This is a genomic window from Marinobacter sp. EN3 (assembly GCF_000475315.1).
GTDB lineage: Bacteria > Pseudomonadota > Gammaproteobacteria > Pseudomonadales > Oleiphilaceae > Marinobacter > Marinobacter nauticus.
The window spans coordinates 156,332-180,321 of the sequence record NZ_AXCC01000030.1 but is presented as its reverse complement, the minus strand read 5'-3'; the positions used below and the strand labels follow the sequence as shown (position 1 = coordinate 180,321).

Annotated in this window: 26 protein-coding genes; 15 read left to right on the top strand and 11 right to left on the bottom strand. The window is 58.6% G+C overall.

What is annotated here, in order from left to right; genetic code table 11:
• The first annotated feature begins 26 nt into the window (after positions 1-26).
• Positions 27-761: a TonB C-terminal domain-containing protein gene (locus Q675_RS31110; protein ID WP_023011511.1), complete on the top strand. Its 735-nt coding sequence runs from the start codon at positions 27-29 to the stop codon at positions 759-761.
• Positions 762-769: 8 nt separating this feature from the next.
• Here Q675_RS31110 and grxD read toward each other — a convergent pair whose 3' ends face one another.
• Positions 770-1,096 (bottom strand): Grx4 family monothiol glutaredoxin, encoded by a 327-nt coding sequence (gene grxD / locus Q675_RS31105; protein ID WP_014420735.1) that lies wholly within the window; start codon positions 1,094-1,096, stop codon positions 770-772.
• 200 nt (positions 1,097-1,296) lie between these two features.
• Here grxD and argF point away from each other — a divergent pair, with 200 nt between their 5' ends.
• Positions 1,297-2,211: an ornithine carbamoyltransferase gene (argF, locus tag Q675_RS31100; protein WP_023008850.1), complete on the top strand. Its 915-nt coding sequence runs from the start codon at positions 1,297-1,299 to the stop codon at positions 2,209-2,211.
• Positions 2,212-2,214: 3 nt separating this feature from the next.
• Positions 2,215-3,291 carry an ABC transporter ATP-binding protein gene (locus tag Q675_RS31095; RefSeq protein WP_011785781.1) on the top strand — a complete coding sequence of 359 codons (1,077 nt, stop codon included), beginning with the start codon at positions 2,215-2,217 and terminating at the stop codon, positions 3,289-3,291.
• Positions 3,292-3,294: 3 nt separating this feature from the next.
• Here the strand turns inward: Q675_RS31095 and glpK are convergent, their stop codons facing one another.
• The 3 genes from glpK to Q675_RS31080 all read right to left on the bottom strand — a co-directional run bounded on the left by glpK (position 3,295) and on the right by Q675_RS31080 (position 7,385).
• Positions 3,295-4,776, bottom strand: a complete 1,482-nt coding sequence (gene glpK / locus Q675_RS31090) for a glycerol kinase GlpK (protein ID WP_023011510.1) — start codon at positions 4,774-4,776, stop codon at positions 3,295-3,297.
• 244 nt (positions 4,777-5,020) lie between these two features.
• On the bottom strand, positions 5,021-6,592 hold the full coding sequence (locus tag Q675_RS31085) for an ATP-binding protein (RefSeq protein WP_023011509.1): 1,572 nt from the start codon (positions 6,590-6,592) through the stop codon (positions 5,021-5,023).
• A gap of 58 nt (positions 6,593-6,650) precedes the next feature.
• Positions 6,651-7,385 carry a response regulator gene (locus tag Q675_RS31080; protein WP_011785784.1) on the bottom strand — a complete coding sequence of 245 codons (735 nt, stop codon included), beginning with the start codon at positions 7,383-7,385 and terminating at the stop codon, positions 6,651-6,653.
• Between the two features lie 242 nt (positions 7,386-7,627).
• Between Q675_RS31080 and Q675_RS31075 the strand changes: the two genes are divergently transcribed.
• Together Q675_RS31075 and Q675_RS31070 are read left to right on the top strand one after the other, a co-directional pair.
• Positions 7,628-8,389, top strand: coding sequence for a GNAT family N-acetyltransferase (locus Q675_RS31075; RefSeq protein ID WP_023011508.1), 762 nt, complete (start codon positions 7,628-7,630; stop codon positions 8,387-8,389).
• Between the two features lie 126 nt (positions 8,390-8,515).
• A complete protein-coding gene (locus Q675_RS31070; protein ID WP_227499566.1) occupies positions 8,516-9,223 on the top strand; it encodes a lysophospholipid acyltransferase family protein in 708 nt (235 codons plus the stop codon).
• On the opposite strand, the gene Q675_RS31065 is transcribed toward Q675_RS31070, so the two are convergent.
• The 4 genes from Q675_RS31065 to Q675_RS31050 all read right to left on the bottom strand — a co-directional run bounded on the left by Q675_RS31065 (position 9,183) and on the right by Q675_RS31050 (position 13,637).
• Positions 9,183-9,659, bottom strand: a complete 477-nt coding sequence (locus tag Q675_RS31065) for an FKBP-type peptidyl-prolyl cis-trans isomerase (RefSeq protein WP_022991026.1) — start codon at positions 9,657-9,659, stop codon at positions 9,183-9,185. The two genes, Q675_RS31070 and Q675_RS31065, sit on opposite strands and share 41 nt — an antisense overlap.
• The gene (locus Q675_RS31060) at positions 9,659-11,872 is read right to left on the bottom strand and encodes an acetyl-CoA hydrolase/transferase C-terminal domain-containing protein (RefSeq protein WP_022991025.1); all 2,214 of its coding nucleotides are present in this window, start codon (positions 11,870-11,872) and stop codon (positions 9,659-9,661) included. Before Q675_RS31060 ends, Q675_RS31065 begins: the two co-directional genes overlap by 1 nt.
• A 140-nt stretch (positions 11,873-12,012) precedes the next feature.
• The gene (locus Q675_RS31055) at positions 12,013-12,366 is read right to left on the bottom strand and encodes a hypothetical protein (protein WP_023011506.1); all 354 of its coding nucleotides are present in this window, start codon (positions 12,364-12,366) and stop codon (positions 12,013-12,015) included.
• A 233-nt stretch (positions 12,367-12,599) separates the two neighbouring features.
• Entirely contained in the window at positions 12,600-13,637 is a 1,038-nt protein-coding gene (locus Q675_RS31050) for an NADP(H)-dependent aldo-keto reductase (protein ID WP_023011505.1), read from the bottom strand.
• 104 nt (positions 13,638-13,741) lie between these two features.
• Between Q675_RS31050 and Q675_RS31045 the strand changes: the two genes are divergently transcribed.
• The 3 genes from Q675_RS31045 to Q675_RS31035 all read left to right on the top strand — a co-directional run bounded on the left by Q675_RS31045 (position 13,742) and on the right by Q675_RS31035 (position 16,232).
• Positions 13,742-14,989: a glycosyltransferase family 4 protein gene (locus Q675_RS31045; RefSeq protein ID WP_081432101.1), complete on the top strand. Its 1,248-nt coding sequence runs from the start codon at positions 13,742-13,744 to the stop codon at positions 14,987-14,989.
• Entirely contained in the window at positions 14,955-15,503 is a 549-nt protein-coding gene (locus tag Q675_RS31040) for a phosphatase PAP2 family protein (RefSeq protein WP_031211463.1), read from the top strand. Before Q675_RS31045 ends, Q675_RS31040 begins: the two co-directional genes overlap by 35 nt.
• A gap of 66 nt (positions 15,504-15,569) precedes the next feature.
• A complete protein-coding gene (locus Q675_RS31035) occupies positions 15,570-16,232 on the top strand; it encodes a hypothetical protein (protein WP_023011503.1) in 663 nt (220 codons plus the stop codon).
• Here the strand turns inward: Q675_RS31035 and Q675_RS31030 are convergent.
• Together Q675_RS31030 and dinB are read right to left on the bottom strand one after the other, a co-directional pair.
• Positions 16,220-17,629 carry a pectin acetylesterase-family hydrolase gene (locus Q675_RS31030; protein WP_023011502.1) on the bottom strand — a complete coding sequence of 470 codons (1,410 nt, stop codon included), beginning with the start codon at positions 17,627-17,629 and terminating at the stop codon, positions 16,220-16,222. The two genes, Q675_RS31035 and Q675_RS31030, sit on opposite strands and share 13 nt — an antisense overlap.
• A gap of 161 nt (positions 17,630-17,790) precedes the next feature.
• Positions 17,791-18,852: a DNA polymerase IV gene (gene dinB / locus Q675_RS31025; RefSeq protein WP_023011501.1), complete on the bottom strand. Its 1,062-nt coding sequence runs from the start codon at positions 18,850-18,852 to the stop codon at positions 17,791-17,793.
• A 112-nt stretch (positions 18,853-18,964) separates the two neighbouring features.
• On the opposite strand from dinB, the gene Q675_RS31020 reads away from it, so the two are divergent.
• From Q675_RS31020 to minE, 5 genes are all read left to right on the top strand, one after another.
• Positions 18,965-19,243: a DUF1244 domain-containing protein gene (locus tag Q675_RS31020; RefSeq protein WP_011785796.1), complete on the top strand. Its 279-nt coding sequence runs from the start codon at positions 18,965-18,967 to the stop codon at positions 19,241-19,243.
• Positions 19,243-19,632: a HopJ type III effector protein gene (locus tag Q675_RS31015; protein ID WP_023011500.1), complete on the top strand. Its 390-nt coding sequence runs from the start codon at positions 19,243-19,245 to the stop codon at positions 19,630-19,632. The genes Q675_RS31020 and Q675_RS31015 overlap by 1 nt, the downstream gene beginning before the upstream one ends.
• Positions 19,629-20,378, top strand: a complete 750-nt coding sequence (gene minC / locus Q675_RS31010; protein ID WP_023011499.1) for a septum site-determining protein MinC — start codon at positions 19,629-19,631, stop codon at positions 20,376-20,378. The genes Q675_RS31015 and minC overlap by 4 nt, the downstream gene beginning before the upstream one ends.
• A 65-nt stretch (positions 20,379-20,443) precedes the next feature.
• Positions 20,444-21,256: a septum site-determining protein MinD gene (minD, locus tag Q675_RS31005; protein WP_011785799.1), complete on the top strand. Its 813-nt coding sequence runs from the start codon at positions 20,444-20,446 to the stop codon at positions 21,254-21,256.
• Positions 21,257-21,259: 3 nt separating this feature from the next.
• Positions 21,260-21,511, top strand: a complete 252-nt coding sequence (minE, locus tag Q675_RS31000) for a cell division topological specificity factor MinE (protein WP_011785800.1) — start codon at positions 21,260-21,262, stop codon at positions 21,509-21,511.
• A gap of 14 nt (positions 21,512-21,525) precedes the next feature.
• Here the strand turns inward: minE and Q675_RS30995 are convergent, their stop codons facing one another.
• On the bottom strand, positions 21,526-22,533 hold the full coding sequence (locus Q675_RS30995; RefSeq protein ID WP_011785801.1) for a DUF2804 domain-containing protein: 1,008 nt from the start codon (positions 22,531-22,533) through the stop codon (positions 21,526-21,528).
• A gap of 137 nt (positions 22,534-22,670) precedes the next feature.
• Between Q675_RS30995 and Q675_RS30990 the strand changes: the two genes are divergently transcribed.
• The gene (locus Q675_RS30990) at positions 22,671-23,396 is read left to right on the top strand and encodes an START domain-containing protein (protein WP_022991015.1); all 726 of its coding nucleotides are present in this window, start codon (positions 22,671-22,673) and stop codon (positions 23,394-23,396) included.
• Positions 23,397-23,479: 83 nt separating this feature from the next.
• A complete protein-coding gene (locus tag Q675_RS30985; RefSeq protein WP_014420722.1) occupies positions 23,480-23,971 on the top strand; it encodes an HPP family protein in 492 nt (163 codons plus the stop codon).
• Positions 23,972-23,990 lie beyond the last annotated feature (19 nt).

Below are 23,990 nucleotides of genomic sequence, written 5' to 3'. Positions count from 1 at the left end.
CGGACACGGGTTTTCGTTCACCCTCAATGCCGGCATCCTATCGGCTCCTGCTGGCGGTTTCCCTGGCCATACTGGCTCACACTCTGGTACTGGCCGGGCTTCCATCGCCTCTGAAGGAGGCCCGGGAACTGACTCACCGACTGGTTTTTACGCTGACAACCCCGGCGGCCGTCCCGACACCAGAGAGCGTGGCAAGCCCGGAACCGCCAAAGCCCAGGCACTCCGAGTTCGAGATCCCGCCGGCCGAGCCGGTGGTAACCTCGACAGAATCTACCTTCAGTGCTCCGCCCGAATCGCAAACCGTCACTGCGACACAGCCAGATTCCCCGAAGCGGACAACCGAAAGCACCCAAACCCGGGCAACATCCTTCGAATCCCCTGCATCAGTTGCTACACCTGCATTGACTGCACGTGCAAGCGAGGCCGTAGAAACGCCGGAGCCAGTAAAGCAAAAGACTGAGACTCCCGATGAAAGAGACCCTTTTGTCGCAAAACTCTCAAGTCATTTGTCGGAATATCTCTTCCGAGAGACGATTAGGGTGCCTGTAGACTCGGAGAGATCAAAGACATGGATAGCAGAAATAGAACTCAGATTAATGGGAAATGGCGCGGTGACGGGCGCGAAAATCGTTAAATCAACGGACCTAAAGGATGTAGACGCCGCAATATACCGGGCGGCTTTAGAGGCAAGCCCCTATCCCGCTCCAGAGAGCGGGAAAGGAGGTCGTTTTACGATAAAGCTTAAATACCGTTACGAGTAGCAGAATGATCAGGCCTCGGCCTGACCTGCAGCATCCTTGACCATCTTGGCCAGCTCGCCACTTTCTGACATTTCCAGAACGATGTCGCAACCACCCACCAGCTCACCGTTGATGTAGAGCTGCGGATAGGTTGGCCAGCTGGAATAGACTTTCAGGGCCTCACGCAGTTCCTGATTGTCGAGAATATTCACAAACGCAAAGCGCTCACCGCACGCCATCAGAGCCTGAACAGTACGTGCCGAGAAACCGCACTGCGGAGCTTGCGGGGTGCCCTTCATGTAAAGAATAACCGGGTTCTCTTCAAGTTGGCTCTTGATGGTTTCATTGATGTCCATGAACTCATTCCTCTGGTTGGGAGTCAGCTTTGCCGCCAAACGGCCTTTGCGCTTATTGTACACGGGTGCCTCAGGCCTCAACAAACCGTACGTTTTGACCCAGAACAACAGCACCGCGCCCGGCGTTGTTTTCAGGGTAGCGACGGGCTAGACTTGTTGGCTTTTCCGAACGGGCAGTTTGCTTGAAACAGGGGCCTTTCATGGCAGCAAGACATTTTCTGACACTGAACGACATGACCACGGCGGAACTGGAAGATCTGCTCGATCATGCTTCCAAATTACGCAAAGAGTGGCGTTCAGGCCAGACGAGGGACACCCTTAAAAACCGGGTGCTGGCAATGATCTTCGAAAAATCGTCCACCCGGACCCGGGTTTCCTTCGAAGCCGGCATGACCCAGCTCGGGGGTAGCGCCATGTTCCTCTCGCCCAAGGATACACAGCTTGGCCGCGGCGAACCGATCGAGGATTCTGCCATCGTGATCTCCAGCATGGTCGACGCGGTGATGATCCGTACCTTTGCCCACGAAACGGTCGAGCGCTTTGCCACTGCCTCCAGCAAGCCCGTGATCAACGCTCTCACCGACGAATTCCACCCCTGCCAGCTGCTGGCCGACATGCAGACCTATCGGGAGCTTCGCGGCAGCATCCGTGGTGCCACCGTGGCCTGGATTGGTGACGGCAACAATATGTGCCACTCGTACATAAACGCTGCAGAGCGTTTCGATTTCCACCTGAACGTTGCCTGCCCAGAGGGTTACGAACCGGATCAACAACTGATCGAACAGCATGCTGACAGGGTGACCGTTGTGCGCGCGCCAGAAGAGGCAGCACGAGGCGCCCAACTGTTGGTCACCGATGTCTGGGCTTCCATGGGCCAGGAAGACGAGCAGAAAGCCCGGGAAAAAGCCTTCCGCAGCTATCAGATCAACCCGGCTCTGATGGCTCAGGCCGACAAAGACGCCCTCTTCATGCACTGCCTGCCCGCCCACCGGGGTGAAGAGATTTCGGCAGACATGATGGACCACGAAAGCTCGGCAGTCTGGCATGAGGCGGAAAACCGGCTGCATGCCCAGAAAGCCTTGCTGGAATTCCTGATTCTCAATCGTCTGGACTGATCCATGCCCGAAGCCCTGGTGCCCCCCGCAGACTGGCTGCTGGAAGTAAACAATCTGTCCTGTGGCTACGGCGGTGATTCCGTCGTCAAGGACGTCAGTTTTGCCCTCAGCCACGGCGATATTGGCTGCCTGCTGGGCCCCAGCGGCTGTGGCAAGAGCACCATCCTTCGGGCGCTGGCTGGCTTTCTGCCGATTTCCCGAGGTGAAATCCGCCTGCAGTCACAGGCCATCAGCCTGCCCGGGCGGGCACTGCAACCGGAAAAGCGCAAGATTGGCATGGTGTTCCAGGACTATGCCCTTTTTCCGCACCTGAGCATTGCCGATAACGTCGGCTTCGGTCTCAAGTCATTAAGCAAAGCGGAACGTCGACAAAAGGTCATGGAGTTGCTGAACCTGGTGCACCTCCAGGACCTTGCAGACAACTATCCCCACGAGCTGTCCGGCGGCCAGCAACAACGGGTGGCCCTGGCCCGGGCACTGGCACCAGAGCCAACACTGATCCTGCTGGATGAGCCTTTCTCCAACCTGGACACGGATCTGCGCCGCCGGCTGAGCCTGGATGTGCGGGAAATCCTCAAGACTCTCGGCATCAGCGCCATCCTGGTTACCCACGATCAGCAGGAAGCCTTTGCCATGTGTGATCAGGTGGCGGTTCTCCGGGACGGGCAGATTCAACAGTGGGATGTGCCCTACAACCTCTACCATGAGCCGGCGAACCGGTTCGTGGCCAGTTTTGTCGGGCAAGGTGGGTTTATTCCCGGCAAGGCCCTGGGCCCTGACACCATAGAATCGGAACTGGGCGTCATCCATGGCAACCGGGCCTACAAATGGCAACCAGGCACCCTGCTGGACGTCCTGATCCGGCCGGACGACATTGTTTTCGATGAAGACTCAGAGCTGAAGCCAAAGGTGGTGGAAAAAACCTTTGCCGGAACCTCCACGCTCTATCGTTTCCGGTGTTCAGAAGACACTGAATTTGAGGCCCTGTTCCGGAGCCACCTGGACTTTAACCTGGGTGAGCAGGTACCGGTCCGGGTGGAGGCTGATCACCTGATCGCCTTCGAACGCACCGGCCACTGAACCTCAGTGATTACAGACTCGCTCAACAGCATCCAGCCAGCCGGCATAGAGTGATTCCCGCAGCCCCGGCGCCATATCCGGCCGGAACTGGTGCTCGCAGTCCCAAAGCGACGTAATCTGCTCCAGGCTATCGAAAACCCCGGTCTGCAAACCCGCAAGATATGCGGCCCCCAGCGCCGTGGTTTCGGTCACGCTCGGCCGGTCAACCGGCACATTGAGAATGTCCGATAAAAACTGCATCACCCAGTCGTTCACAGCCATGCCTCCGTCGACTCGCAGCGATTCCAGTCGGGCGCCATCGTTGCGAATGGCGCGCACCAGGTCTTTGGTCTGATAGCACACCGATTGCAAACCCGCCGTGACAATCTCGGCAATGCCAGTATCCCGGGTCAGCCCCAGGATTGCACCCCGGGCGTTCGGGTCCCAGTGCGGGGCTCCCAGGCCGGTGAACGCGGGCACCAGATACACCGGATTATTCACACCGACCGTCGCCGCATGCTCCGCCGATTCCCGGGCATGGGAAATCAACCGAAGCCCATCCCTGAGCCACTGCATGGCGGCACCGGCAACAAAAATACTGCCTTCAATGGCATAGCAGGGTTTGCCGTTGAGGCGGTAAGCTACCGTCGTCAATAACCGGTTTTCAGAGCGCAGGGCCTGCTGGCCGGTGTTGAGCATCAGGAAACAGCCTGTGCCATAGGTACTCTTGGCCATTCCCGGCTCAAAACAGGCCTGGCCGATCAAAGCGGCATGCTGATCACCGGCAATACCGGCAATCATCACCGAAGCGCCCAGACATTCGGGTTCCGTCAACCCGTACTCAGCTGCACTGTCGAATACCTCCGGCAACAGAGCAGCAGGCACCCGAAACAGCTTGAGCAGCTGCGGGTCCCATTGCTGTGTATGGATATTGAACAGTGCAGTGCGGGACGCATTGGTGGCATCGGTACGATGGTGCTTGCCGCCGGTCAGATTCCAGAGCAACCAGGTATCAATGGTGCCAAAGGCCAACTCACCGGCTTCCGCGCGCTGGCGGGCACCGTCAACGTTGTCCAGAATCCACGCTATCTTGGTGGCAGAGAAGTAGGGATCAATCAATAATCCGGTGCGGTCAACCACCAGGGACTCATGGCCATCCTGGCGCAACTTGGTACACCAGGACGCGGTACGGCGATCCTGCCAGACAATGGCGTGATGAATCGGCTGCCCCGTCGCCCTGTCCCAGATCACAGTGGTTTCCCGCTGGTTGGTAATGCCGATGCCTGCGAGGTCAGATGCCTTAATCTTGCCGTTGCTCAGGGCTGAACGACAGACCGCCAGCGTACTGTCCCATATTTCCATGGCATCATGCTCAACCCAGCCATCTTTGGGGAAGTACTGGTGAAACTCCTGCTGGGCAACGGCCACCTGAGCGCCTTTGTCATCAAACACGATGGCGCGGGAACTGGTGGTACCCTGGTCTATGGCAAGCAGATATCGGGACATCAAAACCTCCTGTTGTTTTCAGGAGATTCTAACAGGACGGGGATCGAGCGGTGTGACGCGGCGCGGAAATAAAAAAAGGGCCGGAAAAACCGGCCCTCAAATGACGAATGAAACAAGGAAAGTTCGTAAGAACTACAACCTCAAAAGTCATCCCTTACGCTTTGAAGTATTACCCAGGGCTGCGGAGGGTTCAGTTGTGGTTGTGTAGAGCTTTGTTACATCAGGTGAGGTACCGAGCACTGGTTCACAAATCCGCGTCTGCGGGCTTCAGGCGCGGCCAGACCAGGCTGAACCGGGCTCCGCCCAAGACATCACTGCGGCCCACAAAAGCCTGCCCACCGTGCCAGTACAGAATCCTGCGAACAATGGACAGGCCCAACCCGTAGCCGCCTGAGGTGCGGGTACGACTGTCATCAAGCCGGGCAAAGGCGGTGAACACCTTCTCCCAATCCTGTTCCGGAATGCCCGGGCCATCGTCTTCCACATCAATCCGGCAATTATCTTCATCCAGATGGCAGCTCACCCGCACACGGCCTGCGGCATAGCGCGCGGCATTGCCGACCAGGTTCTGAACCGCCCGGTGAATGTAACGGGGCTCCATATCGGCCTGTGCCCAGCGCTCCGAGGCTTCGTCAATCTGACACTCAATGTCGACTCCCTCCCGGATCAGCCGCTGTTCGGAGACAACCTGCCTGACTATATCCGTGACCGAGCCCTCCCGGAGACTGAACACCGGCCCGCCCTGCTCCAGCCGGGCATAGGTCAGGATCTCGTCAATCAGTTCGTCGAGCTCCTGGATGTCGCCATCAATGCCCTCGAGCTGCTTTTCGAGCACTTCCTGGGTACTACCGGATTCAATCATCTGAACGCCGAACCGGATACGGGCCACCGGCGTTCTCAGTTCGTGGGAAACCGCGTGAATCATTTCCCGCTGCACCTGCACCAGGCGCTGGATATGTTCCGCCATTCCATTGAACGAAGCCCCCAGCCGGGACACGAGCGTGCCCTGCTCGGATTCCACCCGGGCTCCCATCTCACCCCGGGCAATACGAATCGCTACCGACTCAACCTTGCGCAGATGACTCTCTACAAAACGCAACGCAAGAAACAGGGCCACTGCCAGCACGCCACCGACAACAGCGGTCAGCAGCAAGATAATCGGCCAGCCCCAGGGATTGAAGGGGGGAGGCAATGTCACCACAACCAACGCGCCTTCCGACAAACGAACCAGCGCCCTGGCACGGTTATCACCGTGTTCAAAAATCGCCAGCCCGGTGTCACCAAGCCGCTCAAGCGCCTGCTGATCCGGCAGATCCTCGGCCTTCTGAACCAGACGGATATCGAGATTCAGAGACTCTGCCAATTGCTGCGCCACATCCGCACGCTGAGCCGCAGGGCTGGTATCCAGATGCCAACGCACCATCAACGAGATTGCCCGGGCCAGATCCCGGTAGGGTTGCTCCAGATGTATACCGAGCACCTCGCCCCCGAGACCAAGGACATAATAGCCATACCCGCTATCGGTTGACTGCGCCACCACTTGGCCATAGCCCAGGCGCTCAAGCGCAACCTGGGAAAGCCCGAAGTCGGCCGCAACGCCACTGTGCAGACCAAACATCGGGGCCATCCAGTGATACTTACTGAGCGGATCCGGGGCCGCCGCCAGCCAACGCATAACCGGTGTCATGGCCTGCTCATGCCAGTATTGTTCGCGAACGGAGTTGATGCCATTAAAGAGCAGGACGCACACCAGCACGACCGCCGCCGCAATGGCCGCAATACGAGCGTAGGCTTTCAGGAAAAATTTCAGGGACATCGGGCCAACCCTGGTAACCGGCGTTGCCACCTTCGGGGCGGCAACGCCTCAGGCGCGATCAGGCTTCCTTGACGAACAGGTAGCCCTTGCTGCGAACGGTTTTGATACGGCGCGGGTGGATGGGATCATCACCGATTTTCGGGCGGATCCTGGACACGCGAACATCAATGGAACGATCCTGCCCATCGTACTCGATGCCCCGGAGTGCGGTGAAAATCTCTTCCCTGCTCAGCACCCGCCCGGCATTACTGGCCAGCAGCCAGAGCAGGTCGAACTCAGCACTGGTGAGGTCGATACTCTCGTCACTTAACCAGGCTTCACGCATGGAACGATCGACCACAAGGTCGTTGAACTGCAAACGTACCGGCTCCTCCCCGGACGTCTCCTGCCCGCTAACGGGCGAGGTTTCTACCCGGCGCAGCATGGCACGGATGCGGGCGAGCAGAACGCGCGGTTGGACCGGTTTGCCAATGTAGTCATCCGCGCCCATTTCCAGGCCCAGGACCTGGTCCAGGTCGTCTGTCCGGGCGGTGAGCATAATAATGGGGCCATTAAAGAACGGCCGTACCCGCCGGCAGATGGACAGACCATCTTCGCCAGGCAGCATCAGATCCAGAACCACAAGATCAGGCTGCTCGTTGCGGATCCGCTCAACAGCGGCTCCCCCGTGGGTTTCCAACGACACTGTCAGGCCATTGTTCTCAAGGTACTCGCGGGTCAGATCCGCAAGCCGCTCATCGTCCTCTACGATCAGGATTCGCCAACTCTCGTTTGTTTGTTCCACGCCATCCATCTCTGATTATTTTATTCCGGTTTCAGGGTTGTACACCCGACGATACAGGCAACGTTCAGTTACAGCAATTATACATGCTATTCAGAAATATACATGGAACCGCCAAAGGGTTACAGCCTGTGACACATATCCGTTTTCCTGAAAACGGTCTCGCACTGTCACAGAGACGTCACCCCGGCGTCACCCATCTGTCATACCCGCTTCATAGCCTTGACCTGAAACAGAAACACAGAGGCCAAGCCATGACTGCAACCACCGCGAGCCTTCAACCCCGCCGGGGCCGTAACCTGAGCACCGAACTGACCCGTGACCCGGAGCTCATAGAAGCGGCGCAGCGCCTGCGTTACCGGGTATTCTCCGAGGAGTATGGCAGCGATCTCGGCGCCACAATCCCGGGCATTGATGCCGATGCCTACGATGCGGCATGCGATCACCTGATCGTCACCGACGCAGACACCGGTGAACTGGTGGCCACCACCCGCATACTTCACCAGAACGATACGGCTTCCGTTGGCGGCTTCTACTCCCGGGGCGAGTTTGATCTCGCGGCTCTGGAAGCCCTGCCCGGAACACTGGCTGAACTCGGCCGAACCTGCGTGCACCCGGACTACCGCAATGGCGGCACCATCACGCTACTGTGGTCAGCGGTGGCGGAGTACCTGGTGCAGCGCAACGTTACCCATCTGATCGGCTGCGCCAGTATCAGCATGGCCGACGGCGGGGCGAAAGCCTGGCATGTGGCCCGGCTTCTGCAACAACAGCATCTGTCTGAGCCGCATTGCCGGGTAACGCCAAAGCGCCAACTGCCACATCTTGCCCATCCGGAATCAGAACGCTCTGTGGACATACCGCCCCTGATCAAGGCGTACATGCGCCTGGGCGCAAGGGTCTGTGGCGAGCCTTGCTGGGATCCTGAATTCCGATGTGCCGACATGCTGGTGCTGCTGGAGGTCAGTAACCTGGCCGGCCGCTACAGCCGGCACTTTCTGCGTCGCCCCGCCTGATTCGGAGGATTGCCGATGAGCTGGCTTCGACTGAGCTTTCGCTTAGCAATGTTTGCAGGCTTCCTTGTCGGAGCCTGCGCGCTGGCGGCTTTGCTCCGGATCTCCGATCTGGCCAGGACCAGACCGGTGGACAGGAATCCATGGGCAACAATCTGTTTTCGGAAGGCATGTCAGTGCCTGGGCTGGCAGGTTCAGGTTTATGGCCAGCCCTGCCCGGAAAACGCCCTGTTTGTCGCCAACCACATCAGCTGGTCAGACATCCCGGTTCTTGGCAGCATCACGCCCATGCGGTTTCTGTCAAAAGCGGAAGTAGGTCAATGGCCGGTGATCGGCTGGCTGGCCCGGCAGGCCGGCACGCTGTTTATCAAACGTGGCGGCGGTCAGGCCAGAGCTATCAAAGCCAGTATCGCGCAATGCCTGCAGGCTGGAGAATCGGTGATGGTCTATCCCGAGGGAACCACCAGCACCGGGGTAGCCGTATTACCCATGCACGGACTGTTGATGAGCGCCGCCCGGGACAGCAACACGGCCATACAGCCAGTGTCCATCGGTTATCGGCGAGAACGGCGCCCTGACTCACTGGCGCCCTTTGTGGGCGATGACAGTTTCCACTGTCATCTGTTCAGGCTGCTGCGGCAGCCAACGGGGCAGATCATCGTAATACTGCATCCGCCCCTTGGACCGGATCCGGATCTATCCCTGAATGAGCTGACCGGGTGCATACACCAGCAGATCAGCCAGGGCCTCGCCCGCATTCACTCGGGCGAGTTCGACCAGGTACCCGAACGCCCTCTCAGAACAGCGGGCGACCCTGAGCTACCTCGTCTTCAGTAGCCTCGCGACGACCCACGATTTCCAGATCAAAATAGAGAGTGAAACCGGCCAGAGGGTGATTGGCATCCACTTTGACCAGGTTGCCGTCGATCGCCACCACCTGTACCACCTGGGCCTGATCACCGGAGTTAGTCTGGAATTTCATGCCCACATCCAGGTTTTCAACGCCCTCAAAGAGGGAACGGGGCACCTTGCGCACCAGGTCCTCGCGGTATTCGCCGTAGGCCATCTCCGGTGGCACGGTCACTTCCAGGCAATCACCTACGTTTCGGTCTTTCACCGCCTCCTGAATGCCGGCAATGATATCGGGGCTGCCGTAGATAAAGTGCAGAGGCTCGCTGCCTTCAGACGTATCCACCAGCTCACCGATGCGGTTCTTGAGCACGTAATGGACGGTAAAAACATCCGGCCGGGTGTTCGGGTTATCGGCTTGCATCAGCTGTTTTCGCTTCCTGTCTTTGTCGCGGGTTCAAGTTGCTGCAGGCCATGTATCACCAGTTTGCGATCCAGCTTCTCCCGAATGCCTGAGGGGTTGTTCAACCCCATGCGTTCGAGCAGCACCGCGTACTGGCCAGTATCGTCTTCAGCCCGGATGGCCTGCCAAAGGGTCGCCAGTTTACCACGGGGAGTGGCGGTTGCGGCTTTCAGTCCTTTAAGGGCTTTCCCCAGGGTCAGCTCCTCATCGGTAAAATCCCGGCCGAACGGGAACGCCGGGAACCAGTCGCCCTTACCGGGTGCAGCCAAAGCCTGGCGAACCGACGCCGGCGTATTGTTCTGCCAGTCCGCAGGCAAGCGGAAATCGTCACGGACCTTGCCCGCCTTCTGGGCATGTTTCAGCAAATCCGCCTGGAAACGGGAATCGGCAATACGGATCAGCGCCAGGAACACATCTTCGTCGGACCGCCCCCGCAAATCGGCAATGCCGTACTCCGTGATCACAATGTCCCTGAGATGCCTTGGAATGGTGCAATGGGCATAGTTGAAGACAATGTTGGACACTACCTGCCCACCCGACATGCGGGTGGCTCTGAGAGCCAGGATGGAGCGCGCCCCGGGCAACTCATGGGCCATCGAAACAAAGTTGTACTGCCCCCCCACACCACTGACCACGCGACCATCATCCAGCCCATCTGACACTGCCGCGCCATTGAGGGTGTACATCATCGCAGAGTTGATAAACCGACCGTGCAAACGCTGGGCGGCTTTGAGCTTCTGATCTCCGAACCGGTGATCGTAAAGATGGTTGATGAAATTGACACTGGTCATGCAGATCTTGTCACGCTGCTCTGGCGACAGATCTCTCAGAGCCTGGTAGAAGGCCTCCGGCCCCACGTAGAAGCCACCGTGCATGGCAATACCACCGGTGAGCCTTGAACCAAGACCCAGGGCCGCCAGCGCCTCACGGGTCTGATCCTGGCTGAGGTCTGCTTCTACAGCGTGATCTTCACTCAGGCGCAGGCGTCCGCCACGGAATTCCACTGTGTCCCGCAGAATGCCGTACTGAATCAGCCAGTTGACATCCCGCGCCCGCAATGGCGAGTCGATCAGCCCTTCCCGGACCAGCACATCCAGCATGTCGAGCGACGGCGTCAGGGTAATCTCGCCCCGGTTGATCAGAGTCTGCAAACCGGCATGATCAAATACTTCCCGCTTCAGGATGCCCTCCTGCATCAGATACAGGAAGCCATCCACCATCATTTCACTACAGCCATACAGGCCGGTCTCGAACGTACCGGTACCGCCGCAGCTGTCAACCACAGGGAACCTGGATCCCACATCCAGGTGGTCATAAACTGCGCGCCAGGCATCATTGTGTTTGTGGCGCAGAATGGCGTTGTGAACCAGCGAGGCTCCCAGTGAACCGATGCCAACCTGAAGGGTTCCGCCGTCCTTCAACAGGCAGCTGGCGTAGAATCCGATGAGGTGATCAGACGGACTGATGGCCATCTGAGGAGCCGAGAATAACGGATAGTCTGTCGATGGATGACTGAAGAGAAGATCAAACTGCTGTTCCTCGACGGCTGCATGATGGCCAAACCAGGGCAGGTACTGATTGATTTCAGCCACCATGGCCACCGGTACGCCCTGCTGTTCACGCTCCCGCAGCAGCGGCAGGATATCGAGTGACAGGTCCGGGTTACAGCTAAAGCTCACCTGGCCCGGAAAGCCATTGGGCTCGCCTGGGGAAACCATCTGCCCCACCACATTCACACCCTGCGCCATCAGGTCGCGAACGGCATGGGTGTAATTGGTGCATACGTAGTTTCGCTGCTGGTTGCGATTGTTCAGGTAGCTGCCAGCTTTGAAGAAAAATTCAGACACCTGGACATTGCTTGGCAAGCGGTTATTGGCGACATCACGGGCATAGGCCAGTTCCGGAATATCGCCAAACAGGCGCTTGGCGAAGGGCCCCATGAAACGTTTTTCCAGTGAAGAACTGCCCTCAGGCGCTAACAGGGAGAGCGCGGTCACAATATGCAGCTCAATGTCCGGATCATCCTTGGCACGCTGATAGAGCGCATTCACAAACCTCACCGGCTTGCCAAGACCAAGCGGCAAGCCCAGGGTAATGCGCTTGCCAACCCGTTCAATCACCCGATCAACACACCGTTCTGCGTCGTCGCAATAGACTCCGTTCTCTGCTGCCATTACCGGCTCCTCGTCGCTTGAGAATCTCAATTAAGGTGGATGATCACACGGCAGATTCAAGCTGACAATGCGTCAGGTCATGACATTTTGACAAAGCGGAAGGTCGGGAGAAAGATGGCGGGCACGCCAGGGAACAGCGGTCAGAACTTCCAGCGCAGGTTCAGGCAGGCACCTTCGTTCAACAGGGCGATGCCGTGGTCAGGCTGAGCCGGATCGGAAGCATAGGTCTTTTCAGCAGTGCGGGAGCGGCTGAGGCTCAGGCTGAGCAGACGGGAGCCGATAGCGGTAAGTGCATCGCTGCGGTCGTCTTCATAATCGCCGGACATCCATTCCTGAAGTTCATATACCTCCTCCGCTGTCGTCATTTCGTCGCGCTCGGCCATCATGCGCTCGGAAAGCATCGGTTCCGACAACATGGGCTGCGCAGCGTCAGCCCGCATCGCAAAGGCGACGCTATTCAGGGCTAGAAGGACGACGAACAGGCGAAGAATCATGGCAACAGGAAATCCGGTATCGACATTGGCTTTATTTAATTCACAGTACCAAAGTCTAATGATTGCGACGAAGATTGGTGTGATTTTGCACACAATTTCGCCAGCGTTCCGTCGCCTGGCACCAGCTTTTTTGTCAATAAATGATCACTTATATTGCAGTATGTAACGATTCTGCCGCTGGTCGGAGCGGCAGGATCGCACCTGGCTACTGCAAGCCCTTATGCATACAGTCTTCAAGGGCAGGGATAGGTGAACTCGGCATGGATCGCCTCGATGGCGGACACGAGGTCGGGGCTCAGAGTCACACTGGCTGCCCCGATGTTCTCCCTGAGCTGCTCCATGGTGGTTGCACCAATGATGTTACTGGTTACGAACTCCCGACTGTTCACCCAGGCCAGTGCCAGTTGGGCCGGCGTGAGACCATGCTGGTGAGCCAGCTCAACATAGGCCCTCGTGGCGTCCGCCGCCCGGTCATTGGTATAGCGACTGAACCGCTCGTACAGAGTCAGCCGGGCCTTTTCCGGCCATTTTCCCCCCAGGTATTTGCCGGTCAGCATGCCAAAGGCCAGTGGTGAATAGGCCAGCAGGCCGGTGCCTTCACGATGGGCGAACTCCGCCAGGCCTGCTTCAAAGGAACGGTTCAACAGGTTGTAGGGGTTCTGGATAGAGACCACCCGGGGCCAGCCACGCTGCTCCGCCAGGCGCAGGTACTGCATCGTGCCCCACGGTGTCTCGTTGGAAAGCCCGATGTGTCTGACCTTTCCTTCACGCACCAGTTCATCCAGCGCTTCCAGTGTTTCCTCAATGGGCGTCATCTGCTCATCGGGATTGCGGTCATAACCGAGCTTGCCAAAAAAATTGGCGCTCCGGTCCGGCCAGTGCACCTGATAAAGATCGATGTAATCCGTCTGCAGGCGCTTAAGGCTGCCCTCACAGGCAGAGCGGATATGCTCCCGGGTCAGCCTCGGGCCACCGCGCAAATACCCGAGGCCATTACCCGGCCCGGCCACCTTGCTGGCGATCACCAGGTCATCACGCTGGCCACGGCGGGCCAGCCAGTTGCCCAGATACTGCTCGGTCAGGCCTTGGGTTTCTGCCCTGGGTGGCACTGGATACATTTCAGCGGCGTCGATGAAATTGATGCCCTGCTCCATGGCATAGTCGAGCTGCTGAAAGGCTTCCTGCTCGCTGTTCTGCTCGCCCCAGGTCATGGTTCCCAGGCAGATCAGGCTGACCTCGATATCTGTAAAGCCAAGTTTTCGCGTTTGCATGGAATCTCCTTGCAATAGGTCGATAAGAGACGGGGTATAAACACGTAAACGGAATGTCACGGAGTTGTCGCATTTCTGTCATGGCGTCTTTCCATAGTAAAGGCATGACAGCAGAACCTTCAGGAACCCCCGTGACCGAAGCCCAGTTGACCGAACGGCGACCGCAACACATTACCATTGTTTCCGAGACGTTTCCGCCGGAAATCAATGGTGTTGCCAACACCATGCGGCACCTGTGTCAGGGGCTGATGCAACGGGGCCACCATGTAACCGTGGTGCGCCCCCGGCAGCCCCACGAACAGAAAGGACTGTTTGAGAGTACCGGGAGCGGGTTGTTTTCCACCGAACTGGTGGTTAATGGCTTGCCTCTTCCCGGCTACGCAGATCTGCGCTTCGGTACCGCCCGCCCCTCGAGCCTGAAAAAGCTCTGGCAGAAACAGCGGCCCGACGGCATCTATGTGGCAACCCAGGGGCCTCTCGGCGTGGCGGCCGTGAACGCGGCTCGCAGCCTCGCCCTGCCTGTCAGTTCCGGGTTCCATACCAACTTCCATCAGTATTCTCGCTATTACGGAGCGGGCCTGCTCGAACGGTTACTGTGTGCCTACGGTCGCTGGTTCCATAACAGAACAGCCATCACCCTGGTGCCTACCGGTCGCATGCAGCGGGTGACCCGGGACATGGGGATCACCTGCACCGGCCTCTGGAGCCGGGGCGTGGATTGCCAGCGCTTCACCCCCCACAAACGCGACCAATCCCTGCGTCGGCAATGGGGGCTGCACGACAACGAACGTGCCGTACTCTATGTCGGGCGCCTGGCTGCGGAAAAAAACCTGCGCATGGCTGTTGCCTGCTTCGAGCGTATCCGCGGCCTGCATCCTAATGCCCGCTTCGTGCTGGTAGGGGATGGCCCCATGCGCCGCTCCCTGGAAGACCGGCACCCGGACTACATATTCTGTGGCACACGACGGGGCGAAGATCTGGCCCGGCACTATGCCTCCGGTGACCTGTTCCTGTTTCCCAGTAAAACCGACACCTTCGGCAACGTGGTGCTGGAAGCCATGGCCAGCGGACTGGGCATCGTCGCCTTCGACGATGCTGCAGCCGCAGAACATATCCGACATGACGAAAACGGCATGAAGGCTGAACTGACAGACGACGAAGCCTTCGTCAATCACGCCCTGAGACTGGCCGACCAGCCCTCACTGTTGAACCGAGTCCGCGCCCAGGCTCGCCTGGACGCTCTTGAATTGAATTGGAGCAGCCAGATCGACCAGTTTGAACAGCTGGTTTTAAACCAAACTGCACAGGCCCGATACCATGGCATTAACAAGCAAGGCATCTCGCTTCTTTGAGTTGGCAGACCAGCGAGAATTCGCGGTCTGCCAGGCCATTAATCGCAGCGTACGGTTCCGGCCGATTCTGGGGTATTTCCGAGTCGTCAGCCGACTTGGCGACGGTTGGTTCTGGTACGCGCTGATTCTCTTACTGCCTTTCTACGCCGGGGACTCTGGCCCGGCCCTGGCACTTCAAATGGCGCTTACCGGGCTCACCTGCACGCTGACCTACAAGGCCCTCAAACGCTGGCTGATCCGCGAGCGGCCTTTTATTTCGTTTCCGGTTATTAACTGTGCAACGCCGCCACTGGACCGGTACAGCTTTCCCTCCGGCCACACCCTGCACGCGGTGTGTTTTCAGGCCATGCTGTTCGTTGCGCTCCCGGCCCTGGCCTGGTGTGTGCTTCCATTCACCTTGTCAGTGGCGGCATCCCGGGTCATTCTCGGGCTCCACTACCCCAGCGATGTCCTGGCCGGCGCCTTGATTGGTGGCACCATGGGCTGGGCCTCTATGCAGTGGCTGGCCGGCTGAGCCCAACCCAGGCAGTTGCCGCATTCTGGTCTACACTGATTCCGGAGAATCCTGCCGGAGTGAGTCATGAACACAAAGATCCTGCTGGTCACCGGGGCCGCAATTATTCTGGCGCTGGCGCTCCTGTGGCCGACCAATACCCCGCCACCCGAGTTACCACCAGCCGGAAACGCTCCGGATACCGCTTCAGATCCGGCCGAGCCCCCCCCGCCCTCTTCCGATGCCCTGTCACCAGAACAACAGGCGCTGCTGGACAACCCCAAGGTCAAGGCCTACGCCCAGCGGCTTGAATTTGAAGATGACCTGCACGATTTCTTTGCCAACGCCCCATCTCTCCCCGAACAGAAGCGCCGGGCCCAGGCCGATGCCCTGCAAGAGCGTATGAACGAATACGAAGGATCTGCGCAGATGAGTGCTCCGGAAGCCGCGTTGATTCAACTGGCGATGATCCAGATTCTGGAGCCGGATGAGGAGGCAGCAAAAGCCGCCGCACAGCAACTCATGGACCGGTACCGGGCTGAATCCGGAGCCAGACTGCAGGCCTGGCTGGAGGAACCCAGGCCGGACTTCGAACGCTACAAGGCCCGGGAAAAGGCAATTGTGGAAGAAGTGATGGCCATGGATGATATTCCCGGCGGACTGACCCGGGACCAATACCTGCGTGAGCGCCTTCAGGAAGCTCGGGTAGAGGCCATGGGCCGGTCCGCCGGCAATAATCAGAGCAACTGATCCAGCGACCAGTACAACAGGTTGAACGGTTTGTTGTAATCGGCCACCGTATCGGTCTCCGAGGCCTGCATCACCGCACCGCTGCCATTCATCACGTTATTGACGAAATCCCCCAGTTCCAGGCCCAACTCCTGAATATCCGAATTGGCGAACTCGATAATGGACGTGCAGTGACTTTCATTCACGTCCCGAAACATGGGCAGGTAATAGCCGAAGTTATCCAGCCCGGCCAGCGTCTGCGTCAACCGTTCGGTATCCACGGCCCACTTCTGATGCAGCAAAGCCTCCTTGGTGGCCTGATCCGGCGCATTCTCGATCTCCGGGAAGAAGCGCTCATAGGAATAGGAGGAGTAGTTCAGGTCCCGCCAGAAATGCGTATGCCCCATACGGTCCTGTGGCAGCGCCGTCGCCAGCGCAGGATACAGGCTGCCGAGGTCATTCAGGTTCAGTGCCGGTAAACCGGACTTCAGGTAATCCAGCGGGCCGCCCGGCTGGTCCAGCCCCCAGGATTGCCTGATGAAGCTCTGTAGCAGCACCGAAGGATACTGCTGAGGGTCGGCGCCAACCGGCGCACTGAAGGCAGGGCCTGAATCGTTGATCAGGAAACTTCGAGTCGGCGCCATGTCCCGCCGGGTTGGGTGATAGTTGGTCAGGCCACCAATGCCACCAGCACTGCAACCGGTCGCCAGCATCTGCCCGGGGCGTTGCAGGTTGTCCTTGAGCCAGCTGATCACCGCCCGGGTATTCCTCAGGCCGTTGTGATGCCAGATCAGAGGTTCCGCCTCGCCTTCAGGATCTTCATACACCGCCACCCGGTCACCGGAATAGATATCCCCCGTACAGTAGGGTACGTAGACCATGTTCCAGTTCTGGGTTTTTACCCGGGTCCAGGGATGCAGACGAACCACAAACGGGCTCACCAGGCTGGCGCCGGGATTCAACAGAGACATGTAATCATCCGGGATACCATCGGGATTACGAGCTCCCCGGATCCCGGTCTGGCCACTGCAACTCTCGTAATCCCAGCAGGCACCGCCACCTTCAAAATAAACCACGGTATTGGAAGTGTTCGGCACCCGGTTCACGAAGAACTTGTACTCCGAACCGTTACCGCATACAGCGCCGGTTTCCGGCGCCAGTGCGATGGTCTGCCACTGGTAGTAGGCCCCCGCCGAGAAATTCTCGTAGCCATCGGGATTGGCCAACAAAGGGTAGGCACCCTGGCGCTGATCCGATGTCACCGGATTATCGGCACCGGGCGGCGACGCCAGGTTACCCAGGGTTCGCCAGAATCCATAATCCCCCAGCTCCGCCGATACCGGAGCCGACAGCAACAATAACAACAAGCCCGCCAGCGCACCGGAGCGCCAGGGGCCACAACAGCCAGCTTTGTTCATTCTTGTTCTCCTGCGATTGTTGTTTCGGGGCGGGCGTGGCCCGCAACGCCTACAGCAGGATAGCGTCACCTAAAAGCTAGAGGTGACACACTGTCACGTCAAAGCGGCAGCCATACCGTTTTAAACTAAAAAAATGGCGGATATGCCCGCGGGGACCGAAGTCAGTCAAACAGGCGCAACTGGGTGACCGGAGCATCGTCATTGCGGAACCGGACTCCCACTCCCAGCAGGCGAACCGGGCGGTCTTTGGGCATCAGCTCTTCGAGCAGTGGCTGGAAATCCACCAGGGCCGGCTCGGTAACGGACTCCCGAACCCGCTCCAGTGTGTGGGTGGAAAAATCGCTGTAGCGGATTTTCACGAACAGCTTGTGTATCGGCTTGTGCTGCCCCTTGCGCGAGAGGCGAAGATTGAGGTCGGCCACCAGGGCCGGCATCACGGTATCGCAGGCGCTCCGGTCAGGGAGGTCCTGGGAAAAGGTGCGCTCGACGCTCACCGACTTGGCCACCCGCGACACCACAACGGGGCGATTGTCCCGGCCATGGGCCATTTCAAACAAACGATAGCCCTGTTTGCCAAACTTCTCGATCAACACGTCGGCACCCAGCGCCTGCATATCGCCACAGGTTTTCACACCCAGGGCGTGCAGCCGGGCCGCGGTCACCTGCCCTACACCGAAGAGCTTTTCCACCGGCAGCTCGCTTACAAAGTCGGCCACCTCCGGCGGCGTAATCACAAACAGACCATCGGGCTTGCGCCAGTCACTGGCAATTTTGGCAAGGAACTTGTTGGGGGCCACGCCGGCGGAAATGGTAATGCCGACTTCCCTGCTCACCCGCTCCCGCAGGTGCCGCGCCATCAAGGTGGCACTGCCCTTGAACGCGTCAACATCGGTCACATCCAGAAACGCCTCATCCAGGGACAAGGGCTCAACCAGATCGGTCATCTCCCGCAGTATCGCCATCACCTGGTGGGAAACTGCCCGGTAACGGCCCATGTCCGGCGGTACCGTGACCAGGCCGGGGCACAACCGCCGGGCTTCGCTGCCGGGCATGGCCGAACGCACGCCAAAAGCCCGGGCCCGGTAGTTGCAGGTGGTCACCACACCACGGCCGCCCTCGCCACCCACCGCCAGCGGAACATCCCGCAAGCTTGGGTCGTCACGCATCTCGACGGCGGCATAGAAGCAGTCGCAGTCCACATGAATGATCTTGCGCTGGGCCATAGGGGCGGGCTCACGTTAACAATCTGTACGTTTATACAGCCTTGTATCTTACGGTAACATGCCGAGAATGTCAGGAAATCCCGATAGTCCCGGCAAGCAACAGCGAGGCCCCATGAGTAACCCGATTCCCGAGTCTGAACGCACCGAAATCGAAGCCGCCGCCTTCCGGCGCCTGGTGCAGCACCTGCGTGAAAACAACGACGTCCAGAACATCGACCTGATGAATCTGGCGGGTTTCTGTCGCAACTGCCTGTCCAAATGGTATCGGGCCGAAGCGGGAGAGCGGGGGTTCGACATTTCAGATCCGGACGCCCGGGAAGAAATCTACGGCATGCCGTACGAAGAATGGAAAGCCAACTACCAGACCGGCCCCAAGCAGGATCACAAATAATGAATGTTAATGAAGCGGTTCGTATCCACCTGGCCTCAGTGCAGGCCGGTCATGCCGATTTCGACGACACCCTGAAACTGATCAATCAGTATTTCGAATTTCGGCCCACCGGTTTCAGCAACGGCCCGCTTCGCAACGAGACTGGCGAAAACGCTGGCTCCTGCCGGGTCTTCGGCCTGGGTCAGTACTGTAATCTGAGCGAGACCGACACCCTGCGCCTGTTCGCCCAACACTACGAGCAGGTGCTCAGCGACCCGGCCGGGGACAGCCATGGTAACATTCGCCAGTTTATCAGCACGGGCTGGTCCGGCATCCGTTTCGATGCCCCTCCGCTGCGCGCCCTCGGAGATGCCCATGCCTCAGACACCGGAGAACAGGTCCATCCATGAGCGATTCCGCAGCCACCGACAAAAAACAGAGCTTTCAACTGAAGAGTGCCAGTGTTTCCCTGACCGCCCTTGAGCTTTACTACTTCGACAACGACGAATTTGAAGCCAATCTTCGGGACAAGATCAGCCAGGCGCCGGGCTTCTTCAAAGACATCCCGCTGATTATCAGCCTGGAGAAATATGAAGGCCTGGACAGCGAACTCGATTTTTTCAAGATGATCGGGACCTGCCGCCGCCACAACATCCATGTGATTGGCGTACGTGCCGCCAACGACGATCAGCGCCGGCTTGCCCGGGGAGCCTCGCTGGCATTGCTGCCCGGCGGCAGCCTGAAAGAAAGGCCGGCGCCGGAAGCCCCGGCAGAAGCAGAACCGGAAACGGCAACCGCACCGGAGCCTGCAAACGAACCCGCACCGGCGAAAATCGTCAATCAGCCGGTTCGATCGGGCCAGCAGGTATACGCGCCGGAAGGCGATCTGATCATCCTTGCGCCGGTGCAGGCCGGAGCCGAAGTTCTGGCTGCCGGCAATATTCATGTTTACGGCCCGTTACGCGGACGGGCGCTGGCCGGCATTCACGGTGCCGAGTCTGCCCGGGTGTTCTGCCAGTCACTTGAGGCGGAGCTTGTGTCCATCGCCGGACACTATAAAATCTCCGAAGATCTTCAGGACATTGGCTGGAAAAGCGCTGTGCAGATCCAGCTCAGGGACGATGTGCTGGTGGTGACGCCACTGGACAAGGCCTGATGTTGTGACAACCGATAACAACAGTTGAAACCATGACGAATCCACCGAGAAACAGGAACTGAACCTTGGCTAGAATCATTGTCGTTACCTCAGGAAAAGGCGGCGTGGGCAAAACCACCACCAGCGCCTCCATCAGCACTGGTCTGGCAAAGCGTGGCCACAAGACCGTCGTGATTGATTTCGACGTGGGTCTGCGCAACCTGGACCTGATCATGAACTGCGAACGCCGGGTGGTGTACGACTTCGTTAACGTCATTCAGGGCGAAGCGACTCTCAACCAGGCCCTGATCAAGGACAAGCGGGTAGAAACGCTCTACATCCTGCCTGCCTCCCAGACCCGCGAGAAGGAAGCTCTCACCAAAGATGGTGTGGAGAAGGTCATCAACGAACTGTCCGAAACCTTCGACTACATCGTGTGCGACTCCCCGGCCGGCATCGAACATGGCGCCCTGATGGCGCTCTACTATGCCGACGAGGCGATTGTCGTAACCAACCCGGAAGTCTCATCGGTACGGGATTCAGACCGCATCCTGGGCATACTGCAGAGCAAATCCCGGCGAGCGGAAATGGGGCAGGACCCAGTCAAGGAACACCTGCTACTGACCCGCTACAACCCGGACCGGGTAGAAAAAGGCGAGATGCTGTCGGTACAGGATGTTGAGGAAATCCTGGCCATTCCCCTGCTGGGCGTGATTCCCGAGAGCCAGATCGTACTGAATGCCTCCAACCAGGGCCTGCCGGTCATTCTGGAGGAGCAAAGCGATGCCGGCCAGGCCTATGAAGATGCCGTTGCGAGGCTGCTGGGCGAGGAACGGGAACACCGTTTCATGACGTCCCAGAAAAAAGGCTTCTTCTCACGGATGTTCAAAGGGGGCTAAGGGATGAGTTTTTTCGATTACTTCAGAAGCAAGAAAAACAGTACGGCCAGTGTCGCCAAGGAGCGACTGCAGATTATCGTGGCCCATGAGCGGGGCCAGCGTGAACAGCCGGACTACCTGCCCCAGCTGCAGCAGGAGCTGTTGCAGGTGATCCGCAAGTACGTTCAGATCAGCGACGACATGGTACAGGTGGAGGTGGATCGCAATGACCACTGCTCCGTGCTGGAATTGAACGTCACCCTGCCCGAAAAGTGATGGCTACGCCCGGTTTACCACCGGGCAAAGTGATCTTCCATCAATCCCCGTAACCCGTTTACGGGGATTTTTTTGCCGCTTTCATCCGCAACCGTACCCTGGAAAGTGCCCACAAACTGACGGAAATTGGAGGCAATAACCCAGGCGTTGAGCTTTTCCCGGCGCGCGCCAGCGGGCACGAAACGGAGGTCAACGCGGCCATCGTCGGTGGTGACCCGCCAGTCTGCCCCGGGCTGATAGCGATCAAACTCGAATCGGGCCGGCCCCAGCAGAATGCGACGTCCGTCGAGCCAGAGCGCGTTCTCGGTCATCCCGGTCTCGTTCACACCAGCGGCCAGGTTCAGCCCCACTGAAACACCATTGTCGGCAACCCCAGCCAGACTGGCCCAGTTCCAGGCAGTCTCCCGGCGCATGAAGCCGCAGCTCCAGTCGATGGACCCACGGGTAGACTCATCGCAACGCCAGACCACATCGCCCAGGCGCACTTCACCGTCCACCGTCAGCCCGGCCGATTTCCGGGTGAACACCCAGCCGTTGTATCCGGCCGGCGACACCAGCCGCAAGGGTTGTTCGGTGTCCCGCAACTCAAGATCCACCCGGATATTACCGGGTCCGCTCACTCTCACATTCCGACCGCCGGTGGCCGGTTCAATGGCCATGCTCAAGTCGCCTTTGCGGAACCGGGCGTGACCGCGTTCAGGATAGGGCTCTATGTTCGTGTTCCTGGCCAGAGGCTGCAAAAACGAATGCTCGAACATCTGTCCGCTCTCGAAATCGAACAGATAGAAAAAGCCATTACCCACCAGGTTCAGATCCACAATAGCCAGGCCAAACACCCAGCCCGGTGCCATCGCACTGACAAACTGGAACTGGTTGAAACGCCAGTGTCTGGCCAGGCGGGTCCGAGGCTTGTCCATCACCGTGCGCAGGTCGTAGTCGAGATAGTTGATGGTGTCGACAGGATGCTCCATCAGCCCTGGCGTTATTCGTCCGCGGGCATCTACCAGTTTCTGTGTTGTCATAATGTTCGTCAGATCAGGCCAATCGTGGTGTGCGTTGTGTAACTAAGCTACCTGGTTCACAAACCCCCGCATTCACAGGCGGGGGCCATTGCGCCCCGTGGTAGACTCGGCTCACTCTTACAACGGAAGTTTAGCCTATGACCACAACCAGAGCCCACGGCGTTAGCCGCCTGATTTCCGGCATTATGGGCCTGTTGATGACCTTGTCTGTGTCCGCCAGTGAAACCGTCCCGTTGCCATCGGAAGATGCCGAGGCCTGGTCACTGCGCAAGGAAGTGGACAATGTGCGGATATACACCATGGCGCGGGAAGGCTCGGGGTTCGAGGCTTTCAAGGCAGTAGCGGAACTGGACGTTCCTATCGAGAACCTGATGGCCGTCATGGTCAATCCGGAATCCTGTGAGGAATGGGTACACAACTGCACCGAATCCCATGCCTTTGGCCAGGGGGACTTCCACGATCGCTATGCCTATTCGGTCAACGATATGCCGTGGCCGGTAGCCGACCGTGATTATGTACTGCGCATCCGTACCCGCGGCGACGCGTCCACCGGCGAGATTATCATGGACCTAAACGCCACTCCCAACATGCGGGCCGAGTTCAACAGTCGCGTGCGGGTGGACCGCTCCGACACACTCTACCGGTTTACCCCGGAGGGCGACCGAACCCGAATGGTCTGGGTGCAGCACACCGAACCCAACGGCGCATTGCCCGGATGGCTGGTCAATAGCCTGATTGTCGATATACCGGTCAAATCCATCCTCGCACTGGAAGCCGTCGCCAAACAGGATCGCTATCAGGGTTACCAGTTGCAATGGGGCGAAGACGGCACATTGCAGGGCGTAAGCCCGGAAGCCCGTTAACCCGACCCACAATGCAGGGGTGACGGCAGGCCACGGAACGGCTAAGCTTCATCAAAAGCACAGCAAACGGAAGATGCCCGCACATGAGTGTTCTCGCCCATGAGATCATGACCCCGACCATCAAGGCTGTCCCCCACAACTGGACTATGGATCGCCTCGCCAGGTTCCTCACCGACAACGAAATCACCGGCAGCCCGGTTACCGACGACAACGGCGACATCATCGGCATAGCCACCCTCAAGGACATTACCGAATTCCGTTGGAATGCCTCCCGTTCCGGCGATCAGCCCAGGCTGACCGAAGAGGAGCAGGAAGAGGCCCGGCGTCTGCGTATGGTCATCTTCGAAGAGATGGGCAAGGTTCCGGTTGAGGTCCGGGACATCATGACGCCCATTGTTTTGTCGGTTGACGAAGACACGCCAGTGCGAGACATTGCCAATATCATGATGCGAGAGCACCTGCACCGGATCTTTGTCACCCGGGATTCAAAAATCACCGGTATCATAACCACTTATGACATGCTGAAACTGATCTCCGACAGAGACCTGACGCAACGCTGCGCCGAGACCGACTGAGCCACCAGAGAGGTAGCGC

Excerpts from the sequence above, each read along its gene's own strand:
- dinB (WP_023011501.1), bottom strand. The coding sequence starts at position 18,852 with ATGGCCCAGCGCAAGATCATTCATGTGGACTGCGACTGCTTCTATGCC.
- Q675_RS30985 (WP_014420722.1), top strand. The coding sequence starts at position 23,480 with ATGAGTGTTCTCGCCCATGAGATCATGACCCCGACCATCAAGGCTGTC.
- Q675_RS31080 (WP_011785784.1), bottom strand. The coding sequence starts at position 7,385 with ATGGATGGCGTGGAACAAACAAACGAGAGTTGGCGAATCCTGATCGTA.
- Q675_RS30990 (WP_022991015.1), top strand. The coding sequence starts at position 22,671 with ATGACCACAACCAGAGCCCACGGCGTTAGCCGCCTGATTTCCGGCATT.
- Q675_RS31035 (WP_023011503.1), top strand. The coding sequence starts at position 15,570 with ATGAACACAAAGATCCTGCTGGTCACCGGGGCCGCAATTATTCTGGCG.
- Q675_RS31030 (WP_023011502.1), bottom strand. The coding sequence starts at position 17,629 with ATGAACAAAGCTGGCTGTTGTGGCCCCTGGCGCTCCGGTGCGCTGGCG.
- Q675_RS31060 (WP_022991025.1), bottom strand. The coding sequence starts at position 11,872 with ATGGCAGCAGAGAACGGAGTCTATTGCGACGACGCAGAACGGTGTGTT.
- Q675_RS31095 (WP_011785781.1), top strand. The coding sequence starts at position 2,215 with ATGCCCGAAGCCCTGGTGCCCCCCGCAGACTGGCTGCTGGAAGTAAAC.
- Q675_RS31075 (WP_023011508.1), top strand. The coding sequence starts at position 7,628 with ATGACTGCAACCACCGCGAGCCTTCAACCCCGCCGGGGCCGTAACCTG.
- Q675_RS31110 (WP_023011511.1), top strand. The coding sequence starts at position 27 with ATGCCGGCATCCTATCGGCTCCTGCTGGCGGTTTCCCTGGCCATACTG.
- grxD (WP_014420735.1), bottom strand. The coding sequence starts at position 1,096 with ATGGACATCAATGAAACCATCAAGAGCCAACTTGAAGAGAACCCGGTT.
- minC (WP_023011499.1), top strand. The coding sequence starts at position 19,629 with ATGAGCGATTCCGCAGCCACCGACAAAAAACAGAGCTTTCAACTGAAG.
- glpK (WP_023011510.1), bottom strand. The coding sequence starts at position 4,776 with ATGTCCCGATATCTGCTTGCCATAGACCAGGGTACCACCAGTTCCCGC.
- Q675_RS31045 (WP_081432101.1), top strand. The coding sequence starts at position 13,742 with ATGACAGCAGAACCTTCAGGAACCCCCGTGACCGAAGCCCAGTTGACC.
- Q675_RS30995 (WP_011785801.1), bottom strand. The coding sequence starts at position 22,533 with ATGACAACACAGAAACTGGTAGATGCCCGCGGACGAATAACGCCAGGG.
- Q675_RS31055 (WP_023011506.1), bottom strand. The coding sequence starts at position 12,366 with ATGATTCTTCGCCTGTTCGTCGTCCTTCTAGCCCTGAATAGCGTCGCC.
- Q675_RS31065 (WP_022991026.1), bottom strand. The coding sequence starts at position 9,659 with ATGCAAGCCGATAACCCGAACACCCGGCCGGATGTTTTTACCGTCCAT.
- argF (WP_023008850.1), top strand. The coding sequence starts at position 1,297 with ATGGCAGCAAGACATTTTCTGACACTGAACGACATGACCACGGCGGAA.
- minE (WP_011785800.1), top strand. The coding sequence starts at position 21,260 with ATGAGTTTTTTCGATTACTTCAGAAGCAAGAAAAACAGTACGGCCAGT.
- Q675_RS31050 (WP_023011505.1), bottom strand. The coding sequence starts at position 13,637 with ATGCAAACGCGAAAACTTGGCTTTACAGATATCGAGGTCAGCCTGATC.
- Q675_RS31085 (WP_023011509.1), bottom strand. The coding sequence starts at position 6,592 with ATGTCCCTGAAATTTTTCCTGAAAGCCTACGCTCGTATTGCGGCCATT.
- Q675_RS31040 (WP_031211463.1), top strand. The coding sequence starts at position 14,955 with ATGGCATTAACAAGCAAGGCATCTCGCTTCTTTGAGTTGGCAGACCAG.
- Q675_RS31020 (WP_011785796.1), top strand. The coding sequence starts at position 18,965 with ATGAGTAACCCGATTCCCGAGTCTGAACGCACCGAAATCGAAGCCGCC.
- Q675_RS31015 (WP_023011500.1), top strand. The coding sequence starts at position 19,243 with ATGAATGTTAATGAAGCGGTTCGTATCCACCTGGCCTCAGTGCAGGCC.